26 protein-coding genes are annotated in these 23938 nt (G+C 71.2%); 16 read left to right on the top strand and 10 right to left on the bottom strand.

Translation table 11 applies throughout. From position 1 onward, the window contains the following. The coding region (gene rmuC / locus VH969_RS06200; protein WP_331971733.1) for a DNA recombination protein RmuC at positions 1 to 727 on the top strand (727 nt) is incomplete at its 5' end. A gap of 370 nt (positions 728 to 1097) precedes the next feature. Beyond that, the gene (locus VH969_RS06195; protein WP_331971730.1) at positions 1098 to 2135 is read left to right on the top strand and encodes a DUF6542 domain-containing protein; all 1038 of its coding nucleotides are present in this window, start codon (positions 1098 to 1100) and stop codon (positions 2133 to 2135) included. Positions 2136 to 2141: 6 nt separating this feature from the next. On the opposite strand, the gene VH969_RS06190 is transcribed toward VH969_RS06195, so the two are convergent. Next, positions 2142 to 3095, bottom strand: coding sequence for a 4-hydroxy-3-methylbut-2-enyl diphosphate reductase (locus VH969_RS06190; RefSeq protein ID WP_331971727.1), 954 nt, complete (start codon positions 3093 to 3095; stop codon positions 2142 to 2144). A gap of 66 nt (positions 3096 to 3161) precedes the next feature. Here VH969_RS06190 and VH969_RS06185 point away from each other — a divergent pair, with 66 nt between their 5' ends. From VH969_RS06185 to VH969_RS06170, 4 genes are read left to right on the top strand one after another with little or no spacing between them, the layout of a single operon-like run. Then, positions 3162 to 3764: a lipid droplet-associated protein gene (locus tag VH969_RS06185; protein ID WP_331971724.1), complete on the top strand. Its 603-nt coding sequence runs from the start codon at positions 3162 to 3164 to the stop codon at positions 3762 to 3764. Further along, on the top strand, positions 3761 to 5020 hold the full coding sequence (gene xseA / locus VH969_RS06180; protein ID WP_331971722.1) for an exodeoxyribonuclease VII large subunit: 1260 nt from the start codon (positions 3761 to 3763) through the stop codon (positions 5018 to 5020). Before VH969_RS06185 ends, xseA begins: the two co-directional genes overlap by 4 nt. A gap of 16 nt (positions 5021 to 5036) precedes the next feature. After that, positions 5037 to 5438: a sugar ABC transporter substrate-binding protein gene (locus VH969_RS06175; RefSeq protein ID WP_331971719.1), complete on the top strand. Its 402-nt coding sequence runs from the start codon at positions 5037 to 5039 to the stop codon at positions 5436 to 5438. After that, a complete protein-coding gene (locus tag VH969_RS06170) occupies positions 5435 to 5644 on the top strand; it encodes an exodeoxyribonuclease VII small subunit (RefSeq protein ID WP_331971716.1) in 210 nt (69 codons plus the stop codon). Before VH969_RS06175 ends, VH969_RS06170 begins: the two co-directional genes overlap by 4 nt. A 549-nt stretch (positions 5645 to 6193) precedes the next feature. Here the strand turns inward: VH969_RS06170 and VH969_RS06165 are convergent. After that, complete coding sequence (locus tag VH969_RS06165; RefSeq protein ID WP_331971713.1) at positions 6194 to 6979, bottom strand: enoyl-CoA hydratase-related protein; 786 nt, start codon at positions 6977 to 6979, stop codon at positions 6194 to 6196. A gap of 20 nt (positions 6980 to 6999) precedes the next feature. Beyond that, positions 7000 to 7800: a PaaX family transcriptional regulator gene (locus VH969_RS06160; protein ID WP_331971710.1), complete on the bottom strand. Its 801-nt coding sequence runs from the start codon at positions 7798 to 7800 to the stop codon at positions 7000 to 7002. Positions 7801 to 7983: 183 nt separating this feature from the next. On the opposite strand from VH969_RS06160, the gene VH969_RS06155 reads away from it, so the two are divergent. Further along, positions 7984 to 8151, top strand: coding sequence for a DUF3117 domain-containing protein (locus VH969_RS06155; protein WP_075127418.1), 168 nt, complete (start codon positions 7984 to 7986; stop codon positions 8149 to 8151). Between the two features lie 69 nt (positions 8152 to 8220). Beyond that, on the top strand, positions 8221 to 9717 hold the full coding sequence (locus tag VH969_RS06150; protein WP_331971702.1) for a leucyl aminopeptidase family protein: 1497 nt from the start codon (positions 8221 to 8223) through the stop codon (positions 9715 to 9717). On the opposite strand, the gene VH969_RS06145 is transcribed toward VH969_RS06150, so the two are convergent. Together VH969_RS06145 and glgA are read right to left on the bottom strand one after the other, a co-directional pair. Then, complete coding sequence (locus VH969_RS06145; RefSeq protein WP_331971743.1) at positions 9639 to 10097, bottom strand: GtrA family protein; 459 nt, start codon at positions 10095 to 10097, stop codon at positions 9639 to 9641. The two genes, VH969_RS06150 and VH969_RS06145, sit on opposite strands and share 79 nt — an antisense overlap. Positions 10098 to 10233: 136 nt before the next feature. Next, positions 10234 to 11394, bottom strand: coding sequence for a glycogen synthase (glgA, locus tag VH969_RS06140; RefSeq protein ID WP_331971699.1), 1161 nt, complete (start codon positions 11392 to 11394; stop codon positions 10234 to 10236). A 46-nt stretch (positions 11395 to 11440) separates the two neighbouring features. Here glgA and glgC point away from each other — a divergent pair, with 46 nt between their 5' ends. Together glgC and VH969_RS06130 are read left to right on the top strand one after the other, a co-directional pair. Continuing rightward, positions 11441 to 12658 carry a glucose-1-phosphate adenylyltransferase gene (gene glgC / locus VH969_RS06135; RefSeq protein WP_331971696.1) on the top strand — a complete coding sequence of 406 codons (1218 nt, stop codon included), beginning with the start codon at positions 11441 to 11443 and terminating at the stop codon, positions 12656 to 12658. Positions 12659 to 12704: 46 nt separating this feature from the next. Beyond that, entirely contained in the window at positions 12705 to 13046 is a 342-nt protein-coding gene (locus VH969_RS06130) for a hypothetical protein (RefSeq protein ID WP_331971693.1), read from the top strand. A gap of 17 nt (positions 13047 to 13063) precedes the next feature. Here the strand turns inward: VH969_RS06130 and VH969_RS06125 are convergent, their stop codons facing one another. After that, entirely contained in the window at positions 13064 to 13714 is a 651-nt protein-coding gene (locus VH969_RS06125) for an O-methyltransferase (RefSeq protein ID WP_331971690.1), read from the bottom strand. Between the two features lie 258 nt (positions 13715 to 13972). On the opposite strand from VH969_RS06125, the gene sigE reads away from it, so the two are divergent. The 5 genes from sigE (at position 13973) to VH969_RS06100 (ending at position 17922) form a co-directional block, all read left to right on the top strand. Further along, positions 13973 to 14566 carry an RNA polymerase sigma factor SigE gene (gene sigE / locus VH969_RS06120; RefSeq protein ID WP_331971740.1) on the top strand — a complete coding sequence of 198 codons (594 nt, stop codon included), beginning with the start codon at positions 13973 to 13975 and terminating at the stop codon, positions 14564 to 14566. Beyond that, positions 14563 to 15168 (top strand): zf-HC2 domain-containing protein, encoded by a 606-nt coding sequence (locus tag VH969_RS06115; protein WP_331971687.1) that lies wholly within the window; start codon positions 14563 to 14565, stop codon positions 15166 to 15168. Before sigE ends, VH969_RS06115 begins: the two co-directional genes overlap by 4 nt. A 42-nt stretch (positions 15169 to 15210) precedes the next feature. Next, positions 15211 to 16740, top strand: a complete 1530-nt coding sequence (locus VH969_RS06110; RefSeq protein ID WP_331971684.1) for a S1C family serine protease — start codon at positions 15211 to 15213, stop codon at positions 16738 to 16740. Positions 16741 to 16789: 49 nt separating this feature from the next. Next, positions 16790 to 17209 carry a Sec-independent protein translocase protein TatB gene (gene tatB / locus VH969_RS06105; RefSeq protein WP_331971681.1) on the top strand — a complete coding sequence of 140 codons (420 nt, stop codon included), beginning with the start codon at positions 16790 to 16792 and terminating at the stop codon, positions 17207 to 17209. Positions 17210 to 17337: 128 nt separating this feature from the next. Further along, positions 17338 to 17922 carry a TetR/AcrR family transcriptional regulator gene (locus tag VH969_RS06100; RefSeq protein ID WP_331971678.1) on the top strand — a complete coding sequence of 195 codons (585 nt, stop codon included), beginning with the start codon at positions 17338 to 17340 and terminating at the stop codon, positions 17920 to 17922. Positions 17923 to 17924: 2 nt separating this feature from the next. Here VH969_RS06100 and VH969_RS06095 read toward each other — a convergent pair whose 3' ends face one another. Further along, on the bottom strand, positions 17925 to 19070 hold the full coding sequence (locus VH969_RS06095) for an Mrp/NBP35 family ATP-binding protein (RefSeq protein ID WP_331971675.1): 1146 nt from the start codon (positions 19068 to 19070) through the stop codon (positions 17925 to 17927). A gap of 182 nt (positions 19071 to 19252) precedes the next feature. Here VH969_RS06095 and VH969_RS06090 point away from each other — a divergent pair, with 182 nt between their 5' ends. Further along, entirely contained in the window at positions 19253 to 19615 is a 363-nt protein-coding gene (locus VH969_RS06090; RefSeq protein ID WP_331971672.1) for a MarR family winged helix-turn-helix transcriptional regulator, read from the top strand. 3 nt (positions 19616 to 19618) lie between these two features. Here the strand turns inward: VH969_RS06090 and VH969_RS06085 are convergent, their stop codons facing one another. Genes VH969_RS06085 through VH969_RS06075 form a run of 3 tightly spaced genes read right to left on the bottom strand, consistent with a single transcriptional unit; the run spans position 19619 to position 23906 of the window. Next, positions 19619 to 20137, bottom strand: a complete 519-nt coding sequence (locus tag VH969_RS06085; RefSeq protein ID WP_331971669.1) for a DUF1003 domain-containing protein — start codon at positions 20135 to 20137, stop codon at positions 19619 to 19621. Next, complete coding sequence (locus VH969_RS06080; RefSeq protein WP_414638431.1) at positions 20130 to 21407, bottom strand: magnesium transporter MgtE N-terminal domain-containing protein; 1278 nt, start codon at positions 21405 to 21407, stop codon at positions 20130 to 20132. Before VH969_RS06080 ends, VH969_RS06085 begins: the two co-directional genes overlap by 8 nt. Before the next feature lie 39 nt (positions 21408 to 21446). Beyond that, positions 21447 to 23906 (bottom strand): serine/threonine-protein kinase, encoded by a 2460-nt coding sequence (locus VH969_RS06075; protein WP_331971662.1) that lies wholly within the window; start codon positions 23904 to 23906, stop codon positions 21447 to 21449. Between the last annotated feature and the right edge of the window lie 32 nt (positions 23907 to 23938).

Raw genomic sequence — 23938 nt, 5'->3', positions numbered from 1 at the left:
GGCGCGCTCGCTCGGGCTGCGGGAGGGTCTGCACTTCACCGTGCAGACCGACGTCGGCGGCGGTGGTTCGGTGCGCCCGGACATGCTGCTGCTCGTCGGCGACGGCCGGCGCGTGCCGGTCGACGCGAAGATGTCGATCGCCTGCTGGATCGAGGCGGTCGAGACCGAGGACGCCGAGGAGCGGCTGGACGCGCTGCGCGTGCACGTCCGCAACATCCGCTCGCGCGCCGCGGAGCTCGCCGGCAAGGGCTACCAGCGCTGGGCCGACGCGATCTACGGGACGGTCATGTTCGTCCCGTCGGACGCCGCGGTCGTGGCCGCCATGGACGCCGACCCGGACCTGCTTCGGTGGCTGCTCGACCGTCGCGTGTTCGTGTGCGGCCCGACCGGCTTCGCGGTGATCGCGTCGGCGGCGATGCTCGCGGCGAGCGAGCGCGTGCTGGTCGAGGACATCGAGGCGGTGCGCGGGCACGCGGCCGCCGCGCACCGGGCGGCCGAGGGCGCGATCGACGCGGTCAACGTATCGAGCACGCACCTGCAGCGGTTCCTGCAGGCGCGCCGTCGCGAGCTGGACGCGCTCACCCAGTTCGCGACCGCCGTCGGCCCGCTGACCGACGCGGCCGCCGTGCCGACGCCGCTCGCCGCGGTACGCCGATCCGAGGAGGTCGTGATCAACGGCGCCGTGCGGGACCCGGTCGAGCCCATGGAGCCGGAGGTGCCGTTCTGAGCCGATTGGTCGGACGACCGGGCCGCCGCACGACGCGCCGCCCCTCCGGTCGGCGTGGGCCGGCCGGCGGGAAGGGGCTGGGCGAACCGGTGGTGGATGCCGGGCCGAAGGGCTGCGCTAAAGCGAAAGATTTTGCCGAATAAAGCGCATACACCGCGTGATGATCACATCCAATGCGGGTGGGCGATATGTCCGAAGAGGAGGTGTCAGCGAACCGCCGACCTCTGACAACTCAATAGATCCCGTGTCGAGTCCTTGGCAGCGGACAGTAGGCGGGTTGTGTTCCGGTTCACATCTCGGGGTGTAGTCGGCGGCGGCGTTTCCAGAACGGTGAACGTCGGTGTCCTCCGACCTACTAACGTGTGCTCTCGTGACCGCGACCCGCGATCGCCGGAGCGATCCTGAAGAAGACGCCGAGCCGGCGTGGGACGAACGCTCCATCTTCGGCAAGTCTCGTGGACTGCCATGGTGGGGTGCCGTTCTGCTCGCCTTCGGCTTGGCGGCTATTGCCGCGGCCTTCGACATGCAGCGCCAGGATTCGCTGGGGCGCGTGTACCAGGGGGCGTACATCGTCGGCTGCCTGGCGGCGATCTGCCTGGTGCGCCGGAGCAGCCTGTTCGGTCCGATGGTCCAGCCGCCACTGGTCTTCGCGGTCACCGCGGTCGCCGCGGTCGTCCTGCTGGCGCCGGACACCGGTGGCGGCGGGTTGAAGTCGCTGATCTTCTCCGTGGCGTTGCCGCTGACCAGCAACTTCCCGACGATGGCCGGCACCACCGGAGCCACCGTGGCTATCGGGCTGTTCCGCATGTGGCGCGAGCGCGACCCCGACCTGGGGCCGCGGCCGGGCCGCGAGGAGCGTCGTGCGGCAGGCGGACGTGCCCGTCGCGAGGACCCGGGTGGCCTCGACTTCGACGCGCCGGAGGACCGGCCCAGGCGCCGGCCCGATGCGCGTGGGGAGTCACGTGGCGAGTCGCGTCGCGGTGCCGATGCGGCCCGGCGTGAGCGCCGTGGTGATCCCGGTGAACGTCGTGGCGATCCCGGCGAGCGTCGTGGCACCCGCGGGGCTGCCGGCCGCCGCGAGCGTGAGGACGAGCCGCGCCGAAGCGGTCGCCGGGGAGAACCCGACGTGGGCCGAGGCAGGTCCGACCGGGGCGGCCGCGGCCGCCCCGACCCCGACTCGGATCGTCCAGACGGCCGCGGATACGGCCGTCGCCCGGACCGGTCGAGCGACTCGCGCGGTGCCGACCGCGCGTCTCGCGCGGCCCGGGGTCGCTCCCGGGACGCGGACCCGCCGGCGCGGCGCCGCGACACGTCGTCGGAGCGCCCGCGCAAGGACGACCGGTCCCGTCGCGATCCCGGTGACCGCGGCACGCGCAAGCCGCGCCGCGACCAGGACCCGTTCCGGTAAACCGCGTCAGCGAACGCTTTCCTTGAGAGCCTTCCGCAGCTCGCGGGGTAGGGCGAACGCCACCTTCTCGTTCGCGGTGGTCACTTCGTGCACGTCGGCCCAGCCGCGCTCGGCGAGCCACGCCAGGAGCTCCATCACGAGCACGTCCGGCACCGAGGCGCCGCTGGTCACGCCGACCGTCGACACGCCGTCGAGCCAGGCGGGGTCGACCTCGCGCGCGTAGTCGACGAGGTATGCCGCCGAGGCGCCCGCCTGCAGCGCCACCTCGACGAGCCGCTTGGAGTTCGACGAGTTGCGCGAGCCGACGACGAGCACCAGGTCACACTCGGACGCCATGGCCTTCACCGCGACCTGCCGGTTCTGCGTCGCGTAGCAGATGTCGTCCGACGGCGGGTCCTGGAGCTCGGGGAACCGCGAGCGCAGCTGGTCGACGCGCTCCATCGTCTCGTCGACCGACAGCGTGGTCTGCGACAGCCAGACCACCTTGGCCGGATCGCGCACGGTGACGCGGTCGACGTCCTCGGGACTGTCCACCAGCTGGATGTGCGTAGGCGCCTCGCCGGAGGTGCCTTCGACCTCCTCGTGTCCTTCGTGGCCGATCAGCAGGATGTCGTAGTCGTCGCGTGCGAACCGCTTGGCCTCCTGATGCACCTTCGTGACCAGCGGGCAGGTCGCGTCGATCGTGCGCAGCTGACGCGCCGCCGCCTGGTCGTGCACCGCGGGCGCCACGCCGTGCGCGGAGAAGACCACGAGCGCACCCTCAGGCACCTCGTCGGCCTCGTCGACGAAGATCGCGCCGCGTTCGGTCAGCGTCTCGACGACGTGCCGGTTGTGGACGATCTCCTTGCGCACGTACACCGGCGGGCCGTAGGTCTCCAGCGCCTTCTCGACGGTCACCACGGCACGGTCCACGCCCGCGCAGTAGCCACGGGGTTTGGCCAGCAGAACTCGCTTGGTCATGGCATCCAGCGTACGTACCGGACTCGTCAGTAGGCAGATCGCCCGGTCTGCGGCAGGCTAGGCACCATGAAGTCACTCCCGCTTCCGGTACGTGTCGCGGCCGGGCTCGCCGTCACCGCCGTGGAGCAAGCGCGCACCCTGCCCGCCAAGCTCGCCGGCCTGCCCGTGACCGTCGCGAGCCAGGCATTACAGGTCTCGATGCGCGTGCAGCAACAGGTCACCGAGCTGGCCATTCGCGGCGACGAGGTGCTCTCCTCGTTGCGCCCGGTCGAGGAGACGCCGGAGTGGGCGACCTTCGACGAGGATCTCGAGCAGGATGGTGACCGGTACGACTTCAGCAAGCCGTCCGCGTTCGACCGGGTCGGCGAGCAGGCCGCCGAAGCGGACCTGACCAGCAACAACGGCTTCCGTTCCGAGGATCCGTGGGGTGCCGAGGAGCGCGCGCTCGCGGAGGAGTCGCAGGTCCACGCCACGGAGTCCGCCACGGAGTCCGTCGCCGAGGCCGAGAGCTACGACGACCTGTCTCTGCCCCAGCTGCGCGCGCGCCTGCGCCGGTTCTCCGTGACCGAACTCACGGAGTTGCTGGAGTACGAGCGCGCGAACGCCAACCGGCCGTCGTTCGTCGGCATGCTGACCCGCCGGATAGCCACGGTGCGCGATCAGCAGTGAGTGAGCCGAGCACCACGCCCGAGCGGCCGTGGCCGGTACGGACGGTGGCGCGCAAGATCGCGGACTGGATCAACCGGCTCGGTGACATCTGGGTCGAGGGCCAGGTCACGCAGATCTCGAACCGGCCCGGCACCGGCACAGCGTTCCTCACGCTGCGCGATCCCGCGGCCGACGTGTCGATGACCGTCACGTGCACGACCGCGCTGCTGCGCGAGCAGCCGCTGACCGACGGCACCCGCGTGATCCTGCACGCGCGGCCGGCGTTCTTCATCGGCCGCGGCACGCTGAGCCTGCGGGCCGACGAGATCCGCGCGGTCGGCATCGGCGAGCTGCTCGCCCGCATCGAGCGGCTGCGCAAGCTCCTCGCCGCGGAAGGCCTGTTCGACCCGCGGCGCAAGCGGCGGCCGCCGTTCCTGCCGAACACCATCGGCCTGATCACCGGCCGCGCGTCGGCGGCGGAGAAGGACGTGCTGACCAACGCCCGCGCGCGGTGGCCGGCGGTCCGGTTCCGGGTGGAGAACGTCGCCGTACAGGGCGCACTCGCCGTCCCGCAGATCGTCGACGCGCTGTCCGCTTTGGATAGAGACGGGAACGTCGAGGTGATCGTGATCGCCCGCGGCGGCGGCAGCGTGGAGGACCTGCTGCCGTTCAACGACGAGACGTTGCTGCGTGCCGTCGCCGACTGTCGTACGCCGGTGCTGTCCGCGATCGGCCACGAGCAGGACACGCCGCTGCTCGATCATGTGGCCGACGTGCGCTGCTCGACGCCGACCGACGCGGGCAAGCGGGTGGTGCCCGACATCGCGGAGGAGTCCACTCGGGTGAACCAGCTGCGCGATCGGGCACGCCGCGCGCTCCACGGCTGGGTGGATCGTGAGCGCCGCCTTCTCGACGCTCTGTGCAGCCGGCCGGTCCTGAGCGACCCGCTGACACCGCTCGAGCAGCGAGGTGCGCAGGTCAGCTCGCTTGTGGACCGAGCCCGCCGGGCGGTGGCAAGCCGCGTGGCAACGGAACGATCCGCCCTCGACCACACCCGCGCCCGCTTGACGACGTTGGGGCCAGCAGCCACGCTTGCCCGCGGGTATGCGGTTGTACAGCGGGTGGACCAGGACGGAACCCCGCGGGTGCTCCGCTCGACCGAAGAGGCGTCGGAGGGGACCCGGCTCCGGGTGCGTGTCTCGGACGGTTCGGTGCACGCGACCGTGTCCGGGGTGACGAGCGCGACTGGAGGTAGCGGTGCCGAGACTGGAACGTGAGCCGACCTTCCTGCCGATGACCATCAACGCGACGTACGCGCTGGCCCGCGCGACGACGGACATGCCGGCACTGCGGGCGTCGGCGGAACAGGTCCGCGCCCGCGCCCACCTGGCGGACGCCGCCGCGGCCGAGTGCTGGGCGGCCCTCTGCGCCGGTTGCGATGCCCCCGGCAGGCGCGACCTCCCGGCCCGCCTACGCGAACTGACCGAGGCGACGCTCGACTATGCCGGCACCCGCTGGTGGTTCGGCCGCGGTTCGCAGCATCGCGAGCGCGTGACCGGCGAGCTCGTCCGCATAGAGGAAGCGGTCGACGAACGCGACGGCGCCGAGTTCGCCGAGGCGTTCGTCGGCTACGACCAGGCCGTGGCCGCCGTACTGGTGAACTCCCACAGCCGATTGGAGACCCCCGCCCAGTGACGGAAGAGCTGGACTACGAGCAGGCACGCGACCAACTGGCGGAGGTGGTGGCGAAGCTGGAAACCGGCGGGCTGTCCCTGGAGGACTCCCTGGCGCTGTGGGAACGGGGCGAGGAACTCGCACGCATCTGCGACCGCCACCTGGCCGGCGCCCGCGAACGCATCGAAAAAGCGTTGGCGTCGGTGGAAAAGCCGGAAACGAAATAGTCCGGCGCTTCACTGAGATTTCTCGGCGCCTGGCCACCCGCCTGAAGGAGTCGACTCGTTCCTCCGCCAGTTCAAGAAGCCGCCGTGTTCGCCCGACTCGCGCGTAGCGCCGACCTGAAGAGGTTCCGGCCTTCCTCGCGGGTCCCAATCTCGATGGCCGCGACGTGCGTTACCCCAGCACCGAAGTCGCCATGTTTCCCACGGGTTCACCTCGGCAGCCATCGCGCATAGCGCATCCTCAGGAAGTCGCGTTGCCTTTCAGCCAACCTCGGTAGCTCGGCGGGCGGACCGCCCGTGGCCCCCGGCCCCCGAAATCCAGCGTACCGAGCTCCGCCGACAATTCCCGCACCCAAACCAGCGCACTGTGCACAACTCAAGCCAGGAACAACAAAAGCTCCCACGCGCACGCGCGCGTGCAGAACTCAAGTACCGAAAACCCCCACCCTCTCCGGGGGCACCCCTCGTGACCGTCAGCCTACCGGGGGGCCCTGACAAAAGGAGGCGTCGGCGGGTTGCTGTGGATAAGTCGGGGCGTTGTGGATAACCGGGTCAGCGGCCCAGGAATATCGGGGTTCGTTTTTCCACGAAGGCGTCCACTGCCTCGCGGTGGTCGGCTGTTGCGCCCAAGATCGTCTGGCCCGCACCTTCCGTCTCCAGGGCCGTTTCCAGGTCCGCGCCCGCCCCTGTCAGCAGGGCTTCCTTGATCTTGGCGTAGCCGGTGGTCGGGCCCGCGGCCATGCGGGCGGCGAGATCCACTGCCGTCGAAAGTACGTCGGCGTCCGGCACGACCTGGGTGACCATGCCCAGCTCCAGCGCGCGCTCGGCCGTGACCGGCTTCGCCAGCAGCATCATCTCCATCGCGCGGCCGTAGCCGATCAAGCGCGGCAGGGTCCACGACGCGCCGGAGTCCGCGGTGAGGCCGATCGTCGCGAAGGCCATCAGGAACTTGGTCGACTCGCCGGCAATGCGCAGGTCGCAGGCGTACGCGAACGACGCTCCCGCGCCCGCCGCCGTGCCGTTGACCGCGGCGATCACCGGCTTCGGCATGCCGGTCAGGGCTCGCACGATCGGGTTGTAGTGCTCGGCCACCGTCCGGAACGGGGCGGGATCGTCGGACCGCAGCGCGGCCACGTGCTCCTTCAGGTCCTGCCCGGCGCAGAACGCCTTTCCCGCCCCGGTCAGCACCACCGCCCGGACCTCCGGCGCCGCGGCCGCCTCGATCAGCGCGGCCAGCAGCAGCTCCTTGAGCTCTACGGTCAGCGAGTTGTACGCCTCCGGCCGGTTCAGAGTCAGCGTGCGGACCCCGTCACGGTCGTCGACCAGCAGTGCTGCCAAGACGTGCTACCTCCAGATGATCAGGCGCTCGACTTCGTGCGCGTACCTCGGTTGAGACAGTCGGAGAGGAAGGCCTCCGCCGCCGGCGCGAGCCGCGCGGTCTCCCGGTCGAAGAACCGCGCTGCCTCGGTGCCCGGCCAGTCCACGGGCAGCAGCGACTCCGGCAGGCCGGGATCGCGGAACAGGAACTTGCGCCACGCGTGCAGCAGCCGCTGCGACGCGGCGAATGCCTCGGCCGGCACCGAGCCGTCCACAGCGGAAACCACCGGTAGCCACTCGGTCACGAAATCGGCATAGTCGGCGCCGAGCGACTCAAGGTCCCACGCCCGCGCAGCGAGTTCGGCGTCGTCGCCGTCGTGCTCGCCGTGGAACGACCGGCCGGCCAGGCCCTCCGCTTCGAGGGTCTCGTCGAGTTCGGCCGACGGCCGCGGCGTGACCCACGTCGTCGGTCCGAGCGGGCCGTAGCCCAGCAGCCGCAGCGACGAGTCGAGCCGCTCGCGCGCGCTGCGGGTCGGCAGTTCCTCGAGTACGAGGACCTGCCAGCGACCATCCCAAGTGGAGGGATTGGTGCGGTAGATCCGCATCGCGGCCTCGTCGAGCCGGCGTTCGGCGCGCCTGGTCAGCGCGTATCCGGGGCCGTCCGCGAGCCGCACCGGGCGCAGCCAGTCCTGACGCACCATTCTGGACACGGCCGTCCGGATGGCGGGTGCCTCGAAGCCCAGCGGTTCGAGCAGGCGCACCAACGCGGCGATCGCGGCCGAGCCACCTCGCGCTCGGAGGTAGCTGCCGTACACGTCGAACAGCGCGGACCTGGCTCGCACGATGTTCGAGTGTCCCAGCCCCGCACCGGCCGGCGCCAGTGGGTTCCGTCGCATAACGGCCGGTCATCGACACGCAGTTGATCGGTTCGATTTCACCGCCGAGATGCCATAGGGGAGAATGTCACCGGCTTCGGCCCGGTCGGCCCGGCCGGAGTCGGCAGGCTATGACGGAGGGAGCACGCTATGGCGGCCATGAAGCCCCGGACCGGTGACGGTCCCCTCGAGGTGACCAAGGAGGGTAGGGGCATCGTGATGCGCGTCCCGCTCGAGGGTGGCGGACGCCTCGTCGTCGAGATGTCGGCGGAAGAGGCAAGCGCCCTCGGTGACGCGTTGAAGGCCGCGGCCGGCTGACGCTGTCCAGAGTGGAGGGCGTCGTGAGAGCCGCCGGGTAGCGCTTCGTCGAGTCTGGAGGACCTAGCCATGTCGGTACCCGCTTTGCCGACGGCACTTCCCGAGGTCGAGGTGAGCACCGCTGCACGCCGGGCCGCCCCGCTCGCGGTGTTGTGCCGCTCCGGGGATCCGGTGCCGACGCCGGTCACGCGAGCCGGGGAGCTGTCCGATGAGTGGATGGCGACGGTCGCGCTCACCGGCAAGGTCGGGGAGGTCCAGCCCGGCCCGGTGGGCTCGGCCGTGCGCTGGGTCGCCGGGATCGGGGACGGCGAGCCCGACCAGTGGCGCGCCGCGGGAGCGGCGCTGATCAGAGCACACAACGGCCGGCTCGAGGACGGGGGCCCGGCCGCGGAGCGGCATCTACAGGTGGAGCTGCCGCCGGACGCCGATGAGGACCAGGTCGCCGAGCTGGTACGGGGTCTACGTCTGGGCGGCTACACCTTCGCTGTGACCGGTGAGCCCGGCAAGCCGCGGGCACGCACGGTCCGGCTCGTCGTCGCTGAGGCCAAGGCCGAGGTCGAGGCGGTGGCGAACCGGGCGGCGGTCATGGCCGCCGCGACCGGGCTTGCGCGGGACCTCGCCAACACGCCGTCGAACGTCAAGGACCCGGCCTGGCTCGCGCGGATGGCGACTCGCACCGCCGGCCGGGCCCCTGGCGTCGACGCGACCGTGCGGGACCACCACTGGCTCGCACAGCACGGGTTCGGCGGCGTGCTCGCCGTCGGTGGCGGTTCAACGCGTCCGCCGCGGTTGGTCCAGCTCACCAGTGGCAGGCGCCGCGCCCCACACGTCGTGCTCGTCGGCAAGGGGATCACGTTCGACACCGGCGGCATCTCGGTGAAGCCCGCCGACGGCATGCACCTCATGCGCACCGACATGGCCGGTGGCGCCGCGGTGATCGCCGCCGTCGAAGCCATCGGCCGGCTCGGGCTGGACGTGCGGCTGACCGCCCTCGTGCCGTGCGCGGAGAACCACATGTCCGGGTCCGCCTACCGTCCCGGCGACGTCGTCCGGCACTACGGCGGCCGCACGACCGAGGTGACCAACACCGACGCCGAGGGCCGGATGGTCATGGCCGACGCGCTGGCCTTCGCCGTCCGCAACCTGTCGCCGGACCTGTTGGTCGACGTGGCCACGCTGACCGGCGCGATGAAGATCTCGCTCGGCCTGCGCACCGGCGGGTTGTTCGCGAGCGACGACGACGTCGCGGCTCGCGTGCTCGACGCGGGCGAACGTGCGGGCGAGAACTGGTGGCGCATGCCGTTGTCGACCGACTCCGGCTCGGTGCGGGACGAGTTCGCCGAGTCCGTGCGCAGCGACATCGCCGACGTGCGGCAGTGCCCGCCCGGACCGGGCGGCATCGCCGCGGCGATGTTCCTGCGCGAGTTCACCGAAGGCCTGCCCTGGGCGCACATGGACATCGCCGGCCCGGCCCGCTCGGACCGGACCTACGACGAGGTCACCACCGGCGCGACCGGGTTCGCGGCGCGGACCTTGGTCGAGCTCGTGGCGTCGTACGCACGCTGAGCCCGGCCCGCGAAGGCGCGGTCGAACAGCGTGAACTTGGCCAGGAACACCGGCCCGCTCGCGGCGAGGTAGGTCAGCGTCAGCATTACCGCCCGCCAGCCCTGGCCGCCGACGAGCGGCAGGAGTAAGACCTCGGCGAGCGTGGTGAGCGCGATCGACGTGATGCCGCCGACCAGCGTGACCGTGAAGTACGTCGTCAGCTGGTGGCGCAGACGGCCGGGATCGGTGTCGCGCCAGGCCCAGTAGCGGACCATCAGGAAGTGCGGCACCGAGCCGACGAGGAAGGCGAGCGTGCTGGCCGCGGCCGCGTCGGAAAGGCCGGCCCAGTAGACGGTCAGCAGCACCAGCTGGCTGATCCCGGTCGCGATCACGGATGCCACGGTGAACCGTGCCAACCGGACGCGTACCGGACCTCTGACCAGCAATGATGTCGCCACGACGCCAAGCTAGCCGCAGATTGCTGAACCCGCTCTCAGGAAGATCCCCGATTTAGGCCGGAGATCATCCGGTGGTATCTCAGGGTAGGACCGAGCGGTACACCTCGACGGTCCGCTCGGCCGCGATCGCCCATGAGAACTCCGTCTCCGCGCGCTCCCGGCCGGCCGCGCCCATCCGGCGCGCCCGCTCGGGATCGGAGAGCACGCTGTTGACGGCCTCCGCGAGCCCGGCGCGGAAGACCGCCTCGTCGTCCGGGTCGTAGTGCACGAGCAACCCCGTCCGTCCGTCGTCGACCACCTCGGGGATGCCCCCGACATCCGACGCGACCACCGCGGTCCCGCACGCCATGGCCTCGAGGTTGACGATGCCCAGCGGCTCGTAGACCGACGGGCAGACGAACACCGTGGCGTGGCTCAGCAGCTGGCGGACCTCGGCCGGCTGCAGCATCTTCTGGAGCCAGATCACCCCCGGTCGGGCGGAGGCCAGCTCGGACACCGCGGCCGTGGTCTCCTCGGCGATCTCGGGAGTGTCCGGCGCGCCCGCGCACAGCACCAGCTGCGCGGCCGGGTCCATCTGGTGCGCCGCGGCGATCAGGTGTCCGACCCCCTTCTGCCGCGTGATCCGCCCGACGAACACCACGATCGGCCGGTCCGGATCGACGCCGTAGTGCAGCAGCGCGTCGTCCTCGGTCACCGGGTGGTACGCCGTCGCGTCGATTCCGTTGCGCACCACCTTCACCCGCTCCGGGTCGAGCGTGGGGTAGCAGTCGAGGACGTCGTCGCGCATGCCGGAGCTGACCGCGATGATCGCGTCGGCCGCCTCGTAGCAGGTCTTCTCCACCCACGAAGAGAGCCGGTAGCCACCGCCGAGCTGCTCGGCCTTCCACGGCCGGCGCGGCTCGAGCGAGTGCGCGGTGATGACGTGCGGGATGCCGTAGAGGATCTTGGCCAGGTGTCCGGCCAGGTTCGCGTACCAGGTGTGCGAGTGGACCAGATCGAGGCCGTCGACGGCGGCCGTGATCGACAGGTCGGCCGACAGCGTGCGCAGTGCCTGGTTCGCGTGGTCGAGGCCGGGTGCGGGGTTGTGCGAGTGCACGCCCTCGGTGCCGCGCGGCGCCCCGAAGCAGTGCACGTCGACGTCGATGAGCTCGCGCAGTCGTGGCACGAGGAACTCGACGTGCACCCCCGCACCGCCGTAGACCTCGGGCGGCCATTCACGGGTCAGCAAGCCAACGTGCATTTGGCCAAGGTAGCCGCGTATGCCGTCCCGCGGTTAGGGTCGGCTCGTGAACGGCCAGCCGCACGTGCTTGCCATCGTCCTCGCCGGTGGTGAGGGGAAACGACTCTGGCCGCTGACGGCGGACCGGGCGAAACCGGCGGTCCCGTTCGGCGGCAACTACCGCCTCATCGACTTCGTGCTGTCGAACCTCGTGAACGGCGGCTACCACCGGCTGTGCGTGCTGACCCAGTACAAGTCCCACTCGCTGGACCGGCACATCTCCACGACCTGGCGGCTGTCCAGCGTGCTCGGCCAGTACATCACCCCGGTGCCGGCGCAGCAGCGACTCGGCCCGCGGTGGTACACCGGCAGCGCGGACGCGATCTTCCAGTCGCTGAACCTCGTGTACGACGAGCGGCCCGACCAGATCGTCGTGTTCGGCGCGGACCACGTGTACCGGATGGACCCGTCGCAGATGGTCGCCCAGCACGTGGACTCCGGTGCGGGCGTGACCGTGGCCGGTATCCGGGTGCCACGCACCGAGGCCAAGGCGTTCGGCTGCATCGACACCGACGCCCAGGGCCGGATCACGCGGTTCCTCGAAAAGCCGGCCGAGCCGCCGCACGTGCCCGACGACCCGGAAGTCACCTTCGCGTCGATGGGCAACTACGTGTTCCGCACCGACGTGCTGCTCGAGGCGCTGCGTGCGGACGCGGCCAACCCCGAGTCGATGCACGACATGGGCGGCGACATCATCCCGATGCTGGTCGGCAACGACAGCGCGATGGTCTACGACTTCGACGACAACGAGGTGCCCGGCGCGACCGAGCGGGACCGCGGCTACTGGCGCGACGTCGGGACGCTCGACGCCTACTACGACTCCCACCAGGACCTCGTCTCCGTGCACCCGGTGTTCAACCTGTACAACCAGCGCTGGCCGATCCGCACGGCGACGCCGCCGCTGCCGCCGGCGAAGTTCGTGAACTCCGGCTCGGCGGTCGAGTCGATGGTCGGCCCGGGCTCGATCATCTCCGGCGCGTCCGTGCGTGAGTCGGTGATCAGCTCGGACGTCCAGATCGAGGACGGCGCGTCCGTCGAGGGCAGCGTGCTCCTGCCGGGTGTCCGGATCGGCAAGGGCGCGGTCGTGCGCCGCGCGATCCTCGACAAGAACGTCACGGTCGCCGACGGTGCCCAGATCGGCGTCGACCTCGGCGCGGACCGCGAGCGGCACACGGTGAGCCCTGGTGGCGTGGTCGTGCTCGGCAAGGGCGAACGGGTGGAGTAACCGGTTTCGCCCACCCTGGCGAGGTTCGGGCGTTTACCGTCGTCACATGGACCCCGGACAGCCGCCGGAGCAGCCGTATCAGCAGCCGTACCAGCAGGTGCCCCAGCAGCCGGTGCCGCCGCCGCAGCAGTCCGACCCGTACCGCTCGATGTGGCAGATGAGCCAGGTCGGCCAGGAGACGGGACACAAGCGCTTCGGCAACCTGCGGCTGGGCGCCGGGATCATCGCCGGCCTAGTGGCGTTCGCGCCGTTCGCCGTGGTCACGGCCGCGCTGTGGGGTTGGTGGACGGGCGAGTCGCACATCACCGGCGGGGGCTGGGCCGTGGTCGTGCTGGGTCTCGCGGCCGGGCTGGCCGTGGGCGGGTTCGTCGCGTCGGCGGACAGCTAACGCCCTGCTGAGCCCGGTCAGTGCGCCTTCGCGGCGACCAGCAGGCCGTCGCCCAGCGGCAGCAGCACCGGAACCAACCGGTCGTCCTCCCGCACTGCTCGCGCGACCTCGCGCAGGGCCACTGTCTCGGCATCCCGCCGGGCCGGGTTGGCGACCCGGCCGGACCACAGGACGCTGTCGAACGCGATCACCCCACCCGGGCGCAGCAACCGCACGCCTTGCTCGTGGTAGGTCGGGTACTCCGGCTTCGCCGCGTCGACGAACAGCAGGTCGTAGGCCTCCTCGGTGAGCCGGGGCAGCACGTCCAGCGCCCGGCCCATGATCAACCGCGTACGGCCGGGACCCATGCCCGCGTCGGTGAACGCCCGCTTGGCCGCGTTCTGGTGTTCGGGCTCCACGTCGATGGAAGTCAGGACGCCCTCGGAGGCCATGCCGCGAAGTAGGTACAGCCCGCTCACGCCGGCGCCGGTGCCGATCTCCACGACCGCCTTCGCCTGCAGCGCGGTGGCCAGGAACCGCAGCGCGGCGCCGCCACCGGCGGAGATCGGCGGGCAGCCCAGCTCGACGCCGCGGGCGCGCGCCGAGGCGAGCGTGTCGTCCTCGGTGAGGTAACCCTCGACGTACGCGTTGAGCGCGTCCGAGTCGATCGTCGGCGTATCGGATGCCACGGAGTGTGAGATTAGCGTTGTCCGAGAGGAATCGGTGAACGCGGCGACCGCGAAGACGCGTTCGTTTCTCAGGAGGCTCTCAGGCAGCTCTCACTACGTTCACACCCGGGTGACCGATTATCCATGTGGAGTGCTGTGGACAGGGGGTAATCGGTGGTGATCCGACACAGGGATGCCGAGGGTGGGAACACGATGACGGACTTCGACGTTGAGCAGAGCGATGGGGCAGACAGCCCCGGGGAGGTGGCTACCCGCTCGATGCACACGCACCCGACCGCAACGGCCGTGGCCGAGGCGCAGCCAGTGCAGCTCGACGAGCAGTCCAACTGGACCCCGCCGTCGTGGGACGAGGTCGTGCGGGAGCACGCCGACCGCGTCTACCGGCTCGCGTACCGGCTGACCGGCAACGCGCACGACGCCGAGGACCTCACCCAGGAGACCTTCATCCGCGTGTTCCGGTCCTTGTCCAACTACAAGCCGGGCACGTTCGAGGGTTGGCTGCACCGCATCACCACGAACCTTTTCCTGGACATGGCGCGCCGCCGCTCGCGGCTGCGCATGGAAGGGCTTCCCGAGGACACCGATCGCCTCGCGGGCGACGACCCGAGCCCCGAGCAGGTCTACGCGGAGACTCATCTCGACCCCGACCTGCAGGAGGCGTTGGACGAGCTGCCGCCCGAGTTCCGGGCCGCCGTGGTGTTGTGTGACGTCGAAGGCCTGTCGTACGAGGAGATCGGCGCAACCCTGGGCGTGAAGTTGGGTACTGTTCGAAGCAGGATCCACCGAGGGCGGCAGGCTCTGCGCGCATCGCTGGAGCGGCGCCGGGAACTGGTATCGGAGGGTAGGTCGTGACCGACGAGCGCGGTTGGGGTCTGTCCGAACAGCATCTTCTGCCGGATGCGGTGGTCGCGTTCGTCGATGGCGAGCTCTCGCCGACGGCGCACGACCGGGCCGCCGCACACATGGCCAGGTGCTCGCAGTGCCTCGCGGACGTCATCGCTCAGCGCCAGGCCGCTTCCGCGGTCCAGGCTGCCGACGCGCCGGTCGTGCCGGCGGCATTGCTTGCCACGCTGCGCGCCATTCCCCAGCAGGTCGACGTCCCCTCGACGCCCGACGGTCTCGCGATGACCGACGACGGCCAGCTGGTCGTCGTGCAGAAGCCCGATCAGATGCCGGCGGCGTCGGCCCCTTTTGGGTCCAGCGCGCCTCTCGGCTCGTCCGCCAAACTCGGTGAGGGGCGCGCGGTCCTCGGCCGCAGGCCCGGACGTCGCGCCGCGCAGGGTGCCGGCGTCGTCGTGTCCGGCCTCGTGCTCGGCGCACTCGCCCTGGCGACCACGGCCGGCGGTGCAAACGAGCCCGAGCAGCAGACCCCGCCGAACGCCAACCGGCCCGCCGCGGGCGTGAACAGCGTGCAGCAGGCGGGGTTCGTCGCCCAGCACATCACCGGCCGCTGACCCCACCGCTACTTCACCGTTGATCCGGCAGGCTGGGGATCGATGAACGACCAGGTGACCCCCGAGCCGAACGGCGACGGCGCCGACCGTCCCCGGCTCGGTCCCCGGCCGCTGCACCGGCCCGAGGTGGACCCGTCGAGCGCGGCCGTGTTCGGCCGCCCGGCGGGCGTGAGCGGCGCCTTCTCGCCGCAGCCCGGCGGTCCGTCGGGTGCCAGGTCCGCCTTCAGCGAGATGAAGGTCGCCCCACCGCCCCCGGAGTCGCTGTCGAGCGCTTTCGGTCGCCCGGCCGGCAACACCGAGGTCCTGCAGCGCCCACCCGACGAGGACGCGCCAGGCGGCGTCGATCCGTGGGACGACGAGGCGGCCAGGGATCCGTGGCGCGACCCCGCCGCGGGCGCGATCATCGGCCCGCCCGCGCTCGGCGCAGAGGACGCCAAGCTCGACGACGGCAAGAAGCCGAAGAGCCGGCCCGCCGGGCAGTTGCTCAGCCTGCCCGAGCTGATCTTCGGGCGGCGGGTGAAGGTCACCGCGTTGCTCACGCTCGGGCTCATCGCGTTGCTCATCGGCGGGGCGGGCGGCGTGGTCGGGTGGTTCATCGCGCGCAGCGGCGACTCGCTGCACAGCGACGTGACGCTCGCGGAGGTCGACCCCGGCAAGGAACGCCCGGCCGGCTCGGTCGCGGACATCTCCAACCGCGTCCGCCCGGCGGTCGTGTCCGTCGAGGTGAAGGTCGGCGACTCCGGTGGCTCCGGGTCCGGCGCGGTGATCGACAGCCGCGGCTACATCGTCACCAACAACCACGTGGTCACGCTCGGCGGCTCGGTCGAGCAAGGACAGGACATCGCGGCGGTCTTCAACGACGGCACCCGCGTGAAGGCGGCGGTCGTCGGCCGCGATCCCAAGACCGACCTCGCCGTCCTCAAGATCGACGTGCCGAACCCGACCGTGCTCCAGCTCGGCAGCTCCACGGATCTCTCCGTCGGCGACACCGTGATCGCGATCGGCTCGCCCCTCGGCTTCGCCGACACCGTCACCCAGGGCATCGTCAGCGCCTTGCACCGGGCGGTCGTCTCGCCGGGTGCCGACGGCGAGCCGGCCATCTACGACGGCATCCAGACCGACGCGGCCATCAACCGGGGCAACTCCGGCGGCCCGCTGGTCGACTCCACCGGCGCCTTGGTCGGCATCAACACCAACCTCCAGGGCGCGGACGGCGGCACCGGCAACATCGGTCTCGGCTACGCCATCTCCATCGACTACGCGCGCCCGATCATTGAGACGCTGATCCGCCATGGCCAGGTGCAGCACGCGGACCTCGGCGTGAACGCGGCATCCGTGTCCGCCGAGACCTCCGACGGCGCCCGCGTCCAGAACGTGAAGGACGGCAGCGCGGCCGCGAAGGCCGGCATCCAGCAGGGCGACGTGATCACCAAGGTCGGCGACAAGACCATCGGCGACGTCGCCGAGCTGTTCGTCGCGGTGCGGACCCACAAGGTCGGTGAGAAGGTTCCGGTGGTGCTCGCACGCAGCGGTCGCGAGCTCACGGTTCGGGTCACCTTGCAGTCGGATTGATTGGCTACTCTGGAAAGCGGAGACGTTGGCGCGGCGGAGGTAGGCCACAGTGTTCGACAGCATCGGCTGGGCCGAGATCCTCGTCCTCGTCGTGGCGGGGTTGTTCATCCTCGGACCCGAACGCCTGCCCTCGGCCGCCGCTTGGCTCGGCCGTAACGTTCGCAAGGTCCGCGAATACGCCACCGGCGCCCGTGAGCAGCTCCGTTCGGAGATGGGCGACGACTTCGAGGAACTCCGCAAGCCGCTGCAGGATCTCCAACAGCTGCGCAACTTCGACCCGCGGCGCGCGGTGACCAAGCACCTGTTCGAGGACGTCGACACGGGCAACGGCCACACCAAGGCCAACGGCCACACGCCGCCTACGCCGGCCGCGCCGCCTACGCCGGCCGCGCCGCCTGCCCCGGCCAAGCATGAGGACCCGACCCCGTCGGCCGGCGACAAGGCTCCCTTCGATCCGGACGCCACCTGATCTCCTCCTGTCTGTAGTCCCCCGGCTGCGCGGCGCGCCGCCCATGTCTTCGACCGTACACTCGAATCGAACAAATGTGCAACACATATGTCTGACACGACTGTGTGAGACAGTGGTACGCTGACGGCATGGGAAATCGGGAAGCACTCCTGGACGGCGCCGAGCGCTGCCTGGTGGACAAGGGCTACGCGCGCACGACCGCGCGCGACATCGCTTCGACGGCCGGAGTGAGCCTCGCCGCGATCGGCTACCACTTCGGGTCGAAGGAGGAGCTGCTCAAGACAGCGCTGCGGCTGTCGCTGGAGCGCTGGGGGGAAGAGATCTCCGGCCTCAAGGACACGCGCACGTTCTCCGCGGACGAGAACGCCGAACGCTTCGTGGTCACCTGGGAGCGCGTGATCGAGTCGTTCCGCGAGTCGTCGAAATTATGGGCTGTCCACTTCGAGCTTCTGGCCGTGCTCGAGCGTGAGCCGGAGCTCCGCAGGTCGTTCGCCGCCGACACCCGGCGGGCCCGTATCGCGCTCGCCGACCTGTTCGGCACAATTCCCGAAGACGACGAGGAGGCGGAGAAGCTCGGCGCGTTCTACCAGGTGATGCTGGCCGGGTTGGCGGCACAGTGGCTGAACGATCCGGAGACCGCGCCGTCGGGGCAGGACCTCCTGCACGCGATGAAGCTGATCGCGTTCGACCTGGTACCGGGCGAGAGGAGCTGAGCTCAGGCGGGGGACACCGAGAGCATCCGGCCGGCGAGCCCGCGGGCGCGGGTCGACAACCTGGCGGCGATATCCGTCAGCACCTTCGACGCCTCGGCGTCAGGTTCTGCCGTGACGAGTGGCTTGCCGTTGTCGCCGGCCTCGCGTAGGCGCGGGTCGAGCGGCACCTTGCCCAGCAGCGGCACGTCGGCGCCCAGTGACTTTGACAGCGACTCGGCCACCACCGTGCCGCCGCCGGAGCCGAACGGCTCCATTCGGGACCCGTCCGGGAGCTCGAGCCACGACATGTTCTCGATGACGCCAGCCAGCCGCTGACGGGTCTGCATGGCGATCGCGCCGGCGCGTTCGGCCACCTCGGCTGCGGCCTGCTGTGGCGTGGTGACCACGAGGATCTCCGCGTTGGGGATCAGCTGCGCCACCGAGATCGCGATGTCACCGGTGCCCGGGGGGAGGTCGAGGAGCAGGACGTCCAGGTCGCCCCAGAAGACGTCGGCGAGGAACTGCTGGAGCGCGCGGTGCAGCATCGGGCCGCGCCAGACGACGGGGGTGTTGCCCTGTGTGAACATGGCGATCGAGATGACCTTCACGCCGTTGGCCTCGGGCGGGAGGATCATCTTCTCAACCCGCGTCGGCCGGCCGTCGGCGCCGAGCATGCGTGGCACGGAGTGGCCGTAGATGTCCGCGTCGACGACGCCGACCGACAGCCCGCGCTGCGCCATCGCCACCGCGAGGTTGACCGTGAGGCTCGACTTGCCGACTCCGCCCTTGCCGGACGCGACGCAGTACACCCGCGTCAGCGAGCCCGGCTCGGCGAACGGGATGCGCGGTTCCTCCACGTCACCGCGAAGTTTGCGGCGTAGTTCGGTGCGCTGCTGGTCGCTCATCACGTCCATCTCGACCGTGACGTGGCGCACACCTTCGACCTCGGACACGGCCGCGGTGACGTCGCGGGTGATCTTGTCGCGGAGGGGACAGCCGGAGACCGTCAGGTAGATCTCCACGTGAACGGCGCCGTTCTCGCCGATGGTCACGTTCTTGACCATGTCGAGATCGGTGATCGGCTTGTGGATCTCCGGATCCTCCACGCGGGCGAGCGCGGCACGCACTGCACCGACGTCGGGAACCTGAGTTGGCTCGCTGGTCGTCACACATTCATGCTACGGGCACCCTTACCGCACCCGTCCGGTGACCGCATACGCCGTCGTGCGGTGATGTGCGCGCATTCCGTAACATCACGCTCGTGGCAGAGCCAGCCGTGACCCGGCGGTTGACCGGTAGCGAGATGAACGCATGGCGCTCATTCCTGAGAGCACACGCGCGACTGACACGCGTGCTGGAGTCCGAGCTGGTGGCCAAGCATCCACTCTCACTGGGCGGCTACGACGTCCTCGTTCAGCTTGCCGAGGCCCCGGGTCGGCGCCTGCGCATGGCGGAGCTCGCCGACGCCGTGCTGCTGTCCCGCTCAGGCGTGACGCGGCTCGTCGACCGGCTGGAGGTGGCCGGCATGGTCACCCGCGAGCGGTTCGAGAGCGACGGCCGCGGCGTGGTCGCCGTGCTGACGACGAAGGGTGTCGACACCCTGCGCGATGCCGCTCGCACGCACCTCGCCGGCGTCATGCGGCATTTCGTCGAGCATCTCGACCCGGACGAGCTGGCCTCGTTCGGCGCGCTGTGCTCGCGGCTCGCAGAGTAGCGGTCAGCCATCCCAGCGGGTGTCGTCGCGGACCGAGTCGGCGGTCGGCCGCCGCCGCGGGTTGATGTCCTTGCGCAGCCGGTCCAGCTCGCCGCGCAGGTAGTCGCGGGTGGCCACCTCGCCGACCGCCAGCCGCAGCGCGGCCAGCTCGCGTGCCAGGTACTCGGTGTCGGCTTTGGTCTGCGCGGCGCGGGCGCGGTCCTCCTCGAGCGCCACGCGATCACGGTCGTCCTGCCGGTTCTGGGCAAGCAGGATCAGTGGCGCGGCGTACGCGGCCTGGGTCGAGAAGGCCAGGTTGAGCAGGATGAACGGGTAGGGATCCCACCGCAGGTTCACCGCGATCAGGTTCAGCGTGATCCAGATCGCGACGGTCAGCGTCTGCCAGAACAGGAACTTGCCGGTGCCGAGAAAGCGGGCGAGCCGCTCGGAGAGCCGGCCGAACGCCTCCGGGTCCCAGGAGAAGCGGAACCGGCGTGGCGAGCGCGGCTGGTCGAGCTTGCGGCGGCCCAGCAGTTCAGGCATCGGCTTTCTCGCCTTCGGCTTCTACCGGCTGCCACGGGCCGTTGTCCCGCCAGCCGGCCGGCAACAGGTGGTCGAGCACGTCGTCCACGGTGACGGCGCCGACGAGGTGGTCGGTGTCGTCGACGACCGGCGCGCACACCAGGTCGTAGGCGGCGAAGTAGCGAGTCACGTCGCTGAGCGTCGCGTTGGGTGGCAGCCTGGCGAGCTCGGTGTCCACGGCGCCGGCGACCAGCTCGGACGGCGGTTCGCGCAGCAGCCGCTGCAGGTGCACGCATCCGATGTAGCGGCCCGTGGGCGTCGCCGAGGGCGGCCGGCACACGAACACCATGCTGGCGAGTGCGGGTGTGATGTCGGGGTTTCGCACCATCGCGAGCGCCTCGGCGATCGTGGCGTCCGGCGTCAGGACGACCGGCTCCGGTGTCATGAGCCCGCCGGCGGTGTCGGCGGAGTAGGCGAGCAGGCGGCGGACCGGGTCGGACTCCTCGGACTCCATCAGCTCGAGCAGCCGGTCCTGATCCATCTCGGGGAGCTCGGCCAGCAGGTCGGCGGCGTCGTCCGGGTCCATCGCCTCGAGGATGTCGGCCGCGCGCTCCTCGTCGAGGTGGGCGAGCAGCTCCTTTTGGTCGACCTCGGGCAGCTCCTCGAAGACGTCCGCGAGCCGCTCGTCGTCGAGGCCGTCGGCCACCTCGTAGCGCCGCTTCTCCGGCAGCTCCTTCAGAGCCGCGGCGACGTCGGCGGCGCGCATCGTGTCGAAGACGGCGAGCAGCTGGTCGGTGCCCTGCGGGATCGAGGAGAGATCGGTGACGCCCGGCCCGCGGATCTCCTCCCACCGCAGCACCTGAATCGGCCCGCGACGCCCGAGCCGGCCGGTGCGCTGCTGGATCGCGACGCGGCCGAGCACCCAGTCGCGGGTACGGGTCGGCTCCATCGCCGCGTCCACCACGACCGCGACGGTCTCGGTCGCCGCGATCAGCACCCGCGCGTCGAGCAGCTGTCCGACGACGAGGACTTCGTTCGGCCGCTGGGTGAAGCGGCGAAGGTTGACCGAGCCGGTGGCGAGCGTGATCGCGTTTGCGTCGATCGAGGTGACGCGCAGCATGGGTACGAAGATGCGGCGCCGGGTCGCCAGCTCGACCACCGTGCCGAGCACCCGTGGCGCCTGGTGGTCGGTCCGCAGGGCCGCGACGACGTCGCGGATCTTGCCGATGGACTCGCCGTCCGGCCCGAACACCGGCAGCCCGACGAGCTGTGCGACGAACACCCTGCTCATGGAGCCCACGGCGATCAGGCTAGCCCCTGAGCACGGGATTCACCCGCCGGTGAGCTCCGCCGCGAGCCGCGGGTCGGTCAGGTTGCGGATGTCGTCGTACGCGACGCCGACCGTCGGGATGCCACATGCGTTCGCGTAGCCGGTCAGTAGCGGGAGGACGAGCGTGAACTCGACGGTGTCGCGCGTGTAGGCGATCTGCACGCGATCGACGAAGTCGGTCGGCGTCAGGCGCAGTGGTCTGTCGATGCCGCAGATGTTGCCGGGCTCCTGCGCCTCGAGCGCGTCGGCCAGCTGGTCGGCGGTCTGCTGGCTGATCGGCTTGTCGCCGAAGATCGCGGTCGGCCCGAGCGCGCGCCCCGTGCGCAGGTCGACGGTGACGGTGTTGAACGACTCCCACGAGCTGTTGGTGATGAGGTCGGACGCGGGCTGGTTGTCGTAGCGGACGGAGAGGAAGTTGTTGTTCTGCAGGCGGATCGACGGCTTCACCTTGAGCGTGAAGGGCGCGTTCTGCCGGGGATGGCCGTTCGTGTTGCGGCGGGCGCTGGCGACCTGGTCGCGCAGCAGGGTCACCTCGTCGTTGACCGGCGCGCGAAGCGAGTCGTTGATGGCGCGCTGCACGGTGCGGTCCCGATGCCCGGACACCTGCACGATGCCGGCGGTGACGTCGAGCTTGACGTCGTCGTAGCTGGCCTGCACCGTCTGCGTGCCGACGCGCAGGTCCTGGCCCGCGGCCGCCGACGGCTTGTTCGCCGAGCCGACACTGACGCCGATGACGACCGCCCCGGCGACGACCACCGCCGCGATCACGGCGGCAGCCACCTTCGCCGCGAGCGCGCCCGTGGCACTACCGGCGGCGACGCCCGATCCACTCGCGACAGTCCCACCCGCGGCGCCGCCGGCACCGATCCCACCCGCTCCGCCGGCTGCGGCTCCGCCGGTGATGCCGCCCGCACCTGCCGCACCACCGGCGGCCGCTCCGCCCGCGGCCGAACCCGCCGCGAGACCGCCTGCCCCGGTCCCCACCGCGCCGCCTGCCGTACCGGCGACGCCGCTGCCGCTGGCTGCTCCGCCGAGCGCCGTTCCCGAGCCGGCTGCTCCTGCCGCGCCGGTGCCGCCCGCGATGGCACCGACCAGCGGGGTCCCGGAACCGGCGGCGGCCGCGCCCGTAACTCCGGCACCGGTAAGCCCCGCGCCGGCGCCCCCGCCGACGGCCGCGCTCCCCGCACCAGTGCCGGCGGCGACTGCGCCGCCGGTGCCCGCGATGCCCGCCGCTCCGGCGCCGGCACCCGATGCGCCGGCGAGTCCCGCGGCCGTGCCTGCCGCGCCGAGGCCCATGGCTTTCGCCGCGGCGCCCGCGATTCCCGCGCCTCCCGCTCCAGCGCCGGCCGCACCAGCGGCCCCGATGCCTGCGCCCGCCGCTCCTGCCCCGGCGCCTGCCGCGCCGGCACCGACGAGCCCTGTGGCCGCCGTGCCCGCGCCGGCGGTCCCGGCGCCGACACCCGCCGCCGCTCCCGCAAGTCCCGCGCCACCACCCGCCATGCCGGCTCCTGCGCCGCCGGCACCCGCCGCGCCGGCTCCTGCGGCGAGGCCTGGTCCCGCAGAGAGCAACGCGGTGGCCGGGCCGAGCACGCCCGTCGCCGAGATCAGCCACGCCATCGGGGACGCCGACAGCAAGCCACCGGCCGCCGCGGCCAACCAGGACCAGCCCGCGTTCTCCCACTCGCGGCCGCAGACGGTGCCGGCCACCACCTCGAGCTCGGCCACCATGAAGGCCGCCGTCGGGCGGTCCGCGGCGGACTTCGCCAGCCCCCGCGACACCAGCGCGCGCAACGGATCCGGCAGCTGTCCCACGGGCGGCGCCGCGTGCCGGTGCAGGTCCCGCAGCTCCTCCTTCGTCGCCGCTTCGAACGGGCGGCTGCCCATGACGCACTGGTAGAAGACGCACGTCGCCGCGTAGACGTCCGACGCCGGCATCGCGGGCGTGGTCGCCCACTGCTCCGGCGCCATGTACGCGGGCGTGCCGATCGCTTGTCCACTGTGGCCGGCCAGTAGCGCGGTGCCGAAGTCCACCAGCTTGCTGCGGCGGTTCGGTTGCACCAGCACGTTTCCCGGCTTGTAGTCGCGGTGCACGAGGCCGACGGAGTGGGCCGCGGCCAGCCCGAGCAGCGAGCCGCGCAGCACGATGAACGCGGCCTCCGGCGGCAGCACCCCGGCCGACGACAGCAAGGCCCGTAGCGAAACCCCGGGCACGGCCTCCATCACGATCGCGGTGCCGGAGGAGGTCTCGACGAAGTCGTACAGGCGCGCCACGTACGGGCTCACGACCCGCCGCAGCAGCAGCGCCTCCCGCCGGAACGCGGCGCGGTCCCCGCCGGCCAGCAGGTACTTGATCGCGAACACCGAGCCGGTCGCGTCCTGGCGTGCCAGCACGACGCGACCGAATCCACCCTCACCGAGCCGTGCCAGCTCGGTGAAGCCCGGCGCCGTCCACTCCGTCACGTGACCTCCCCCACATTGGAGCGGGTGCCGAC

Source organism: Actinophytocola sp. (assembly GCF_036555685.1).
In the GTDB taxonomy this organism is placed as follows: Bacteria; Actinomycetota; Actinomycetes; order Mycobacteriales; family Pseudonocardiaceae; genus Actinophytocola.
Note: the sequence above shows the minus strand (reverse complement) of the source record. Positions and strands in the feature narration are given on the sequence as shown.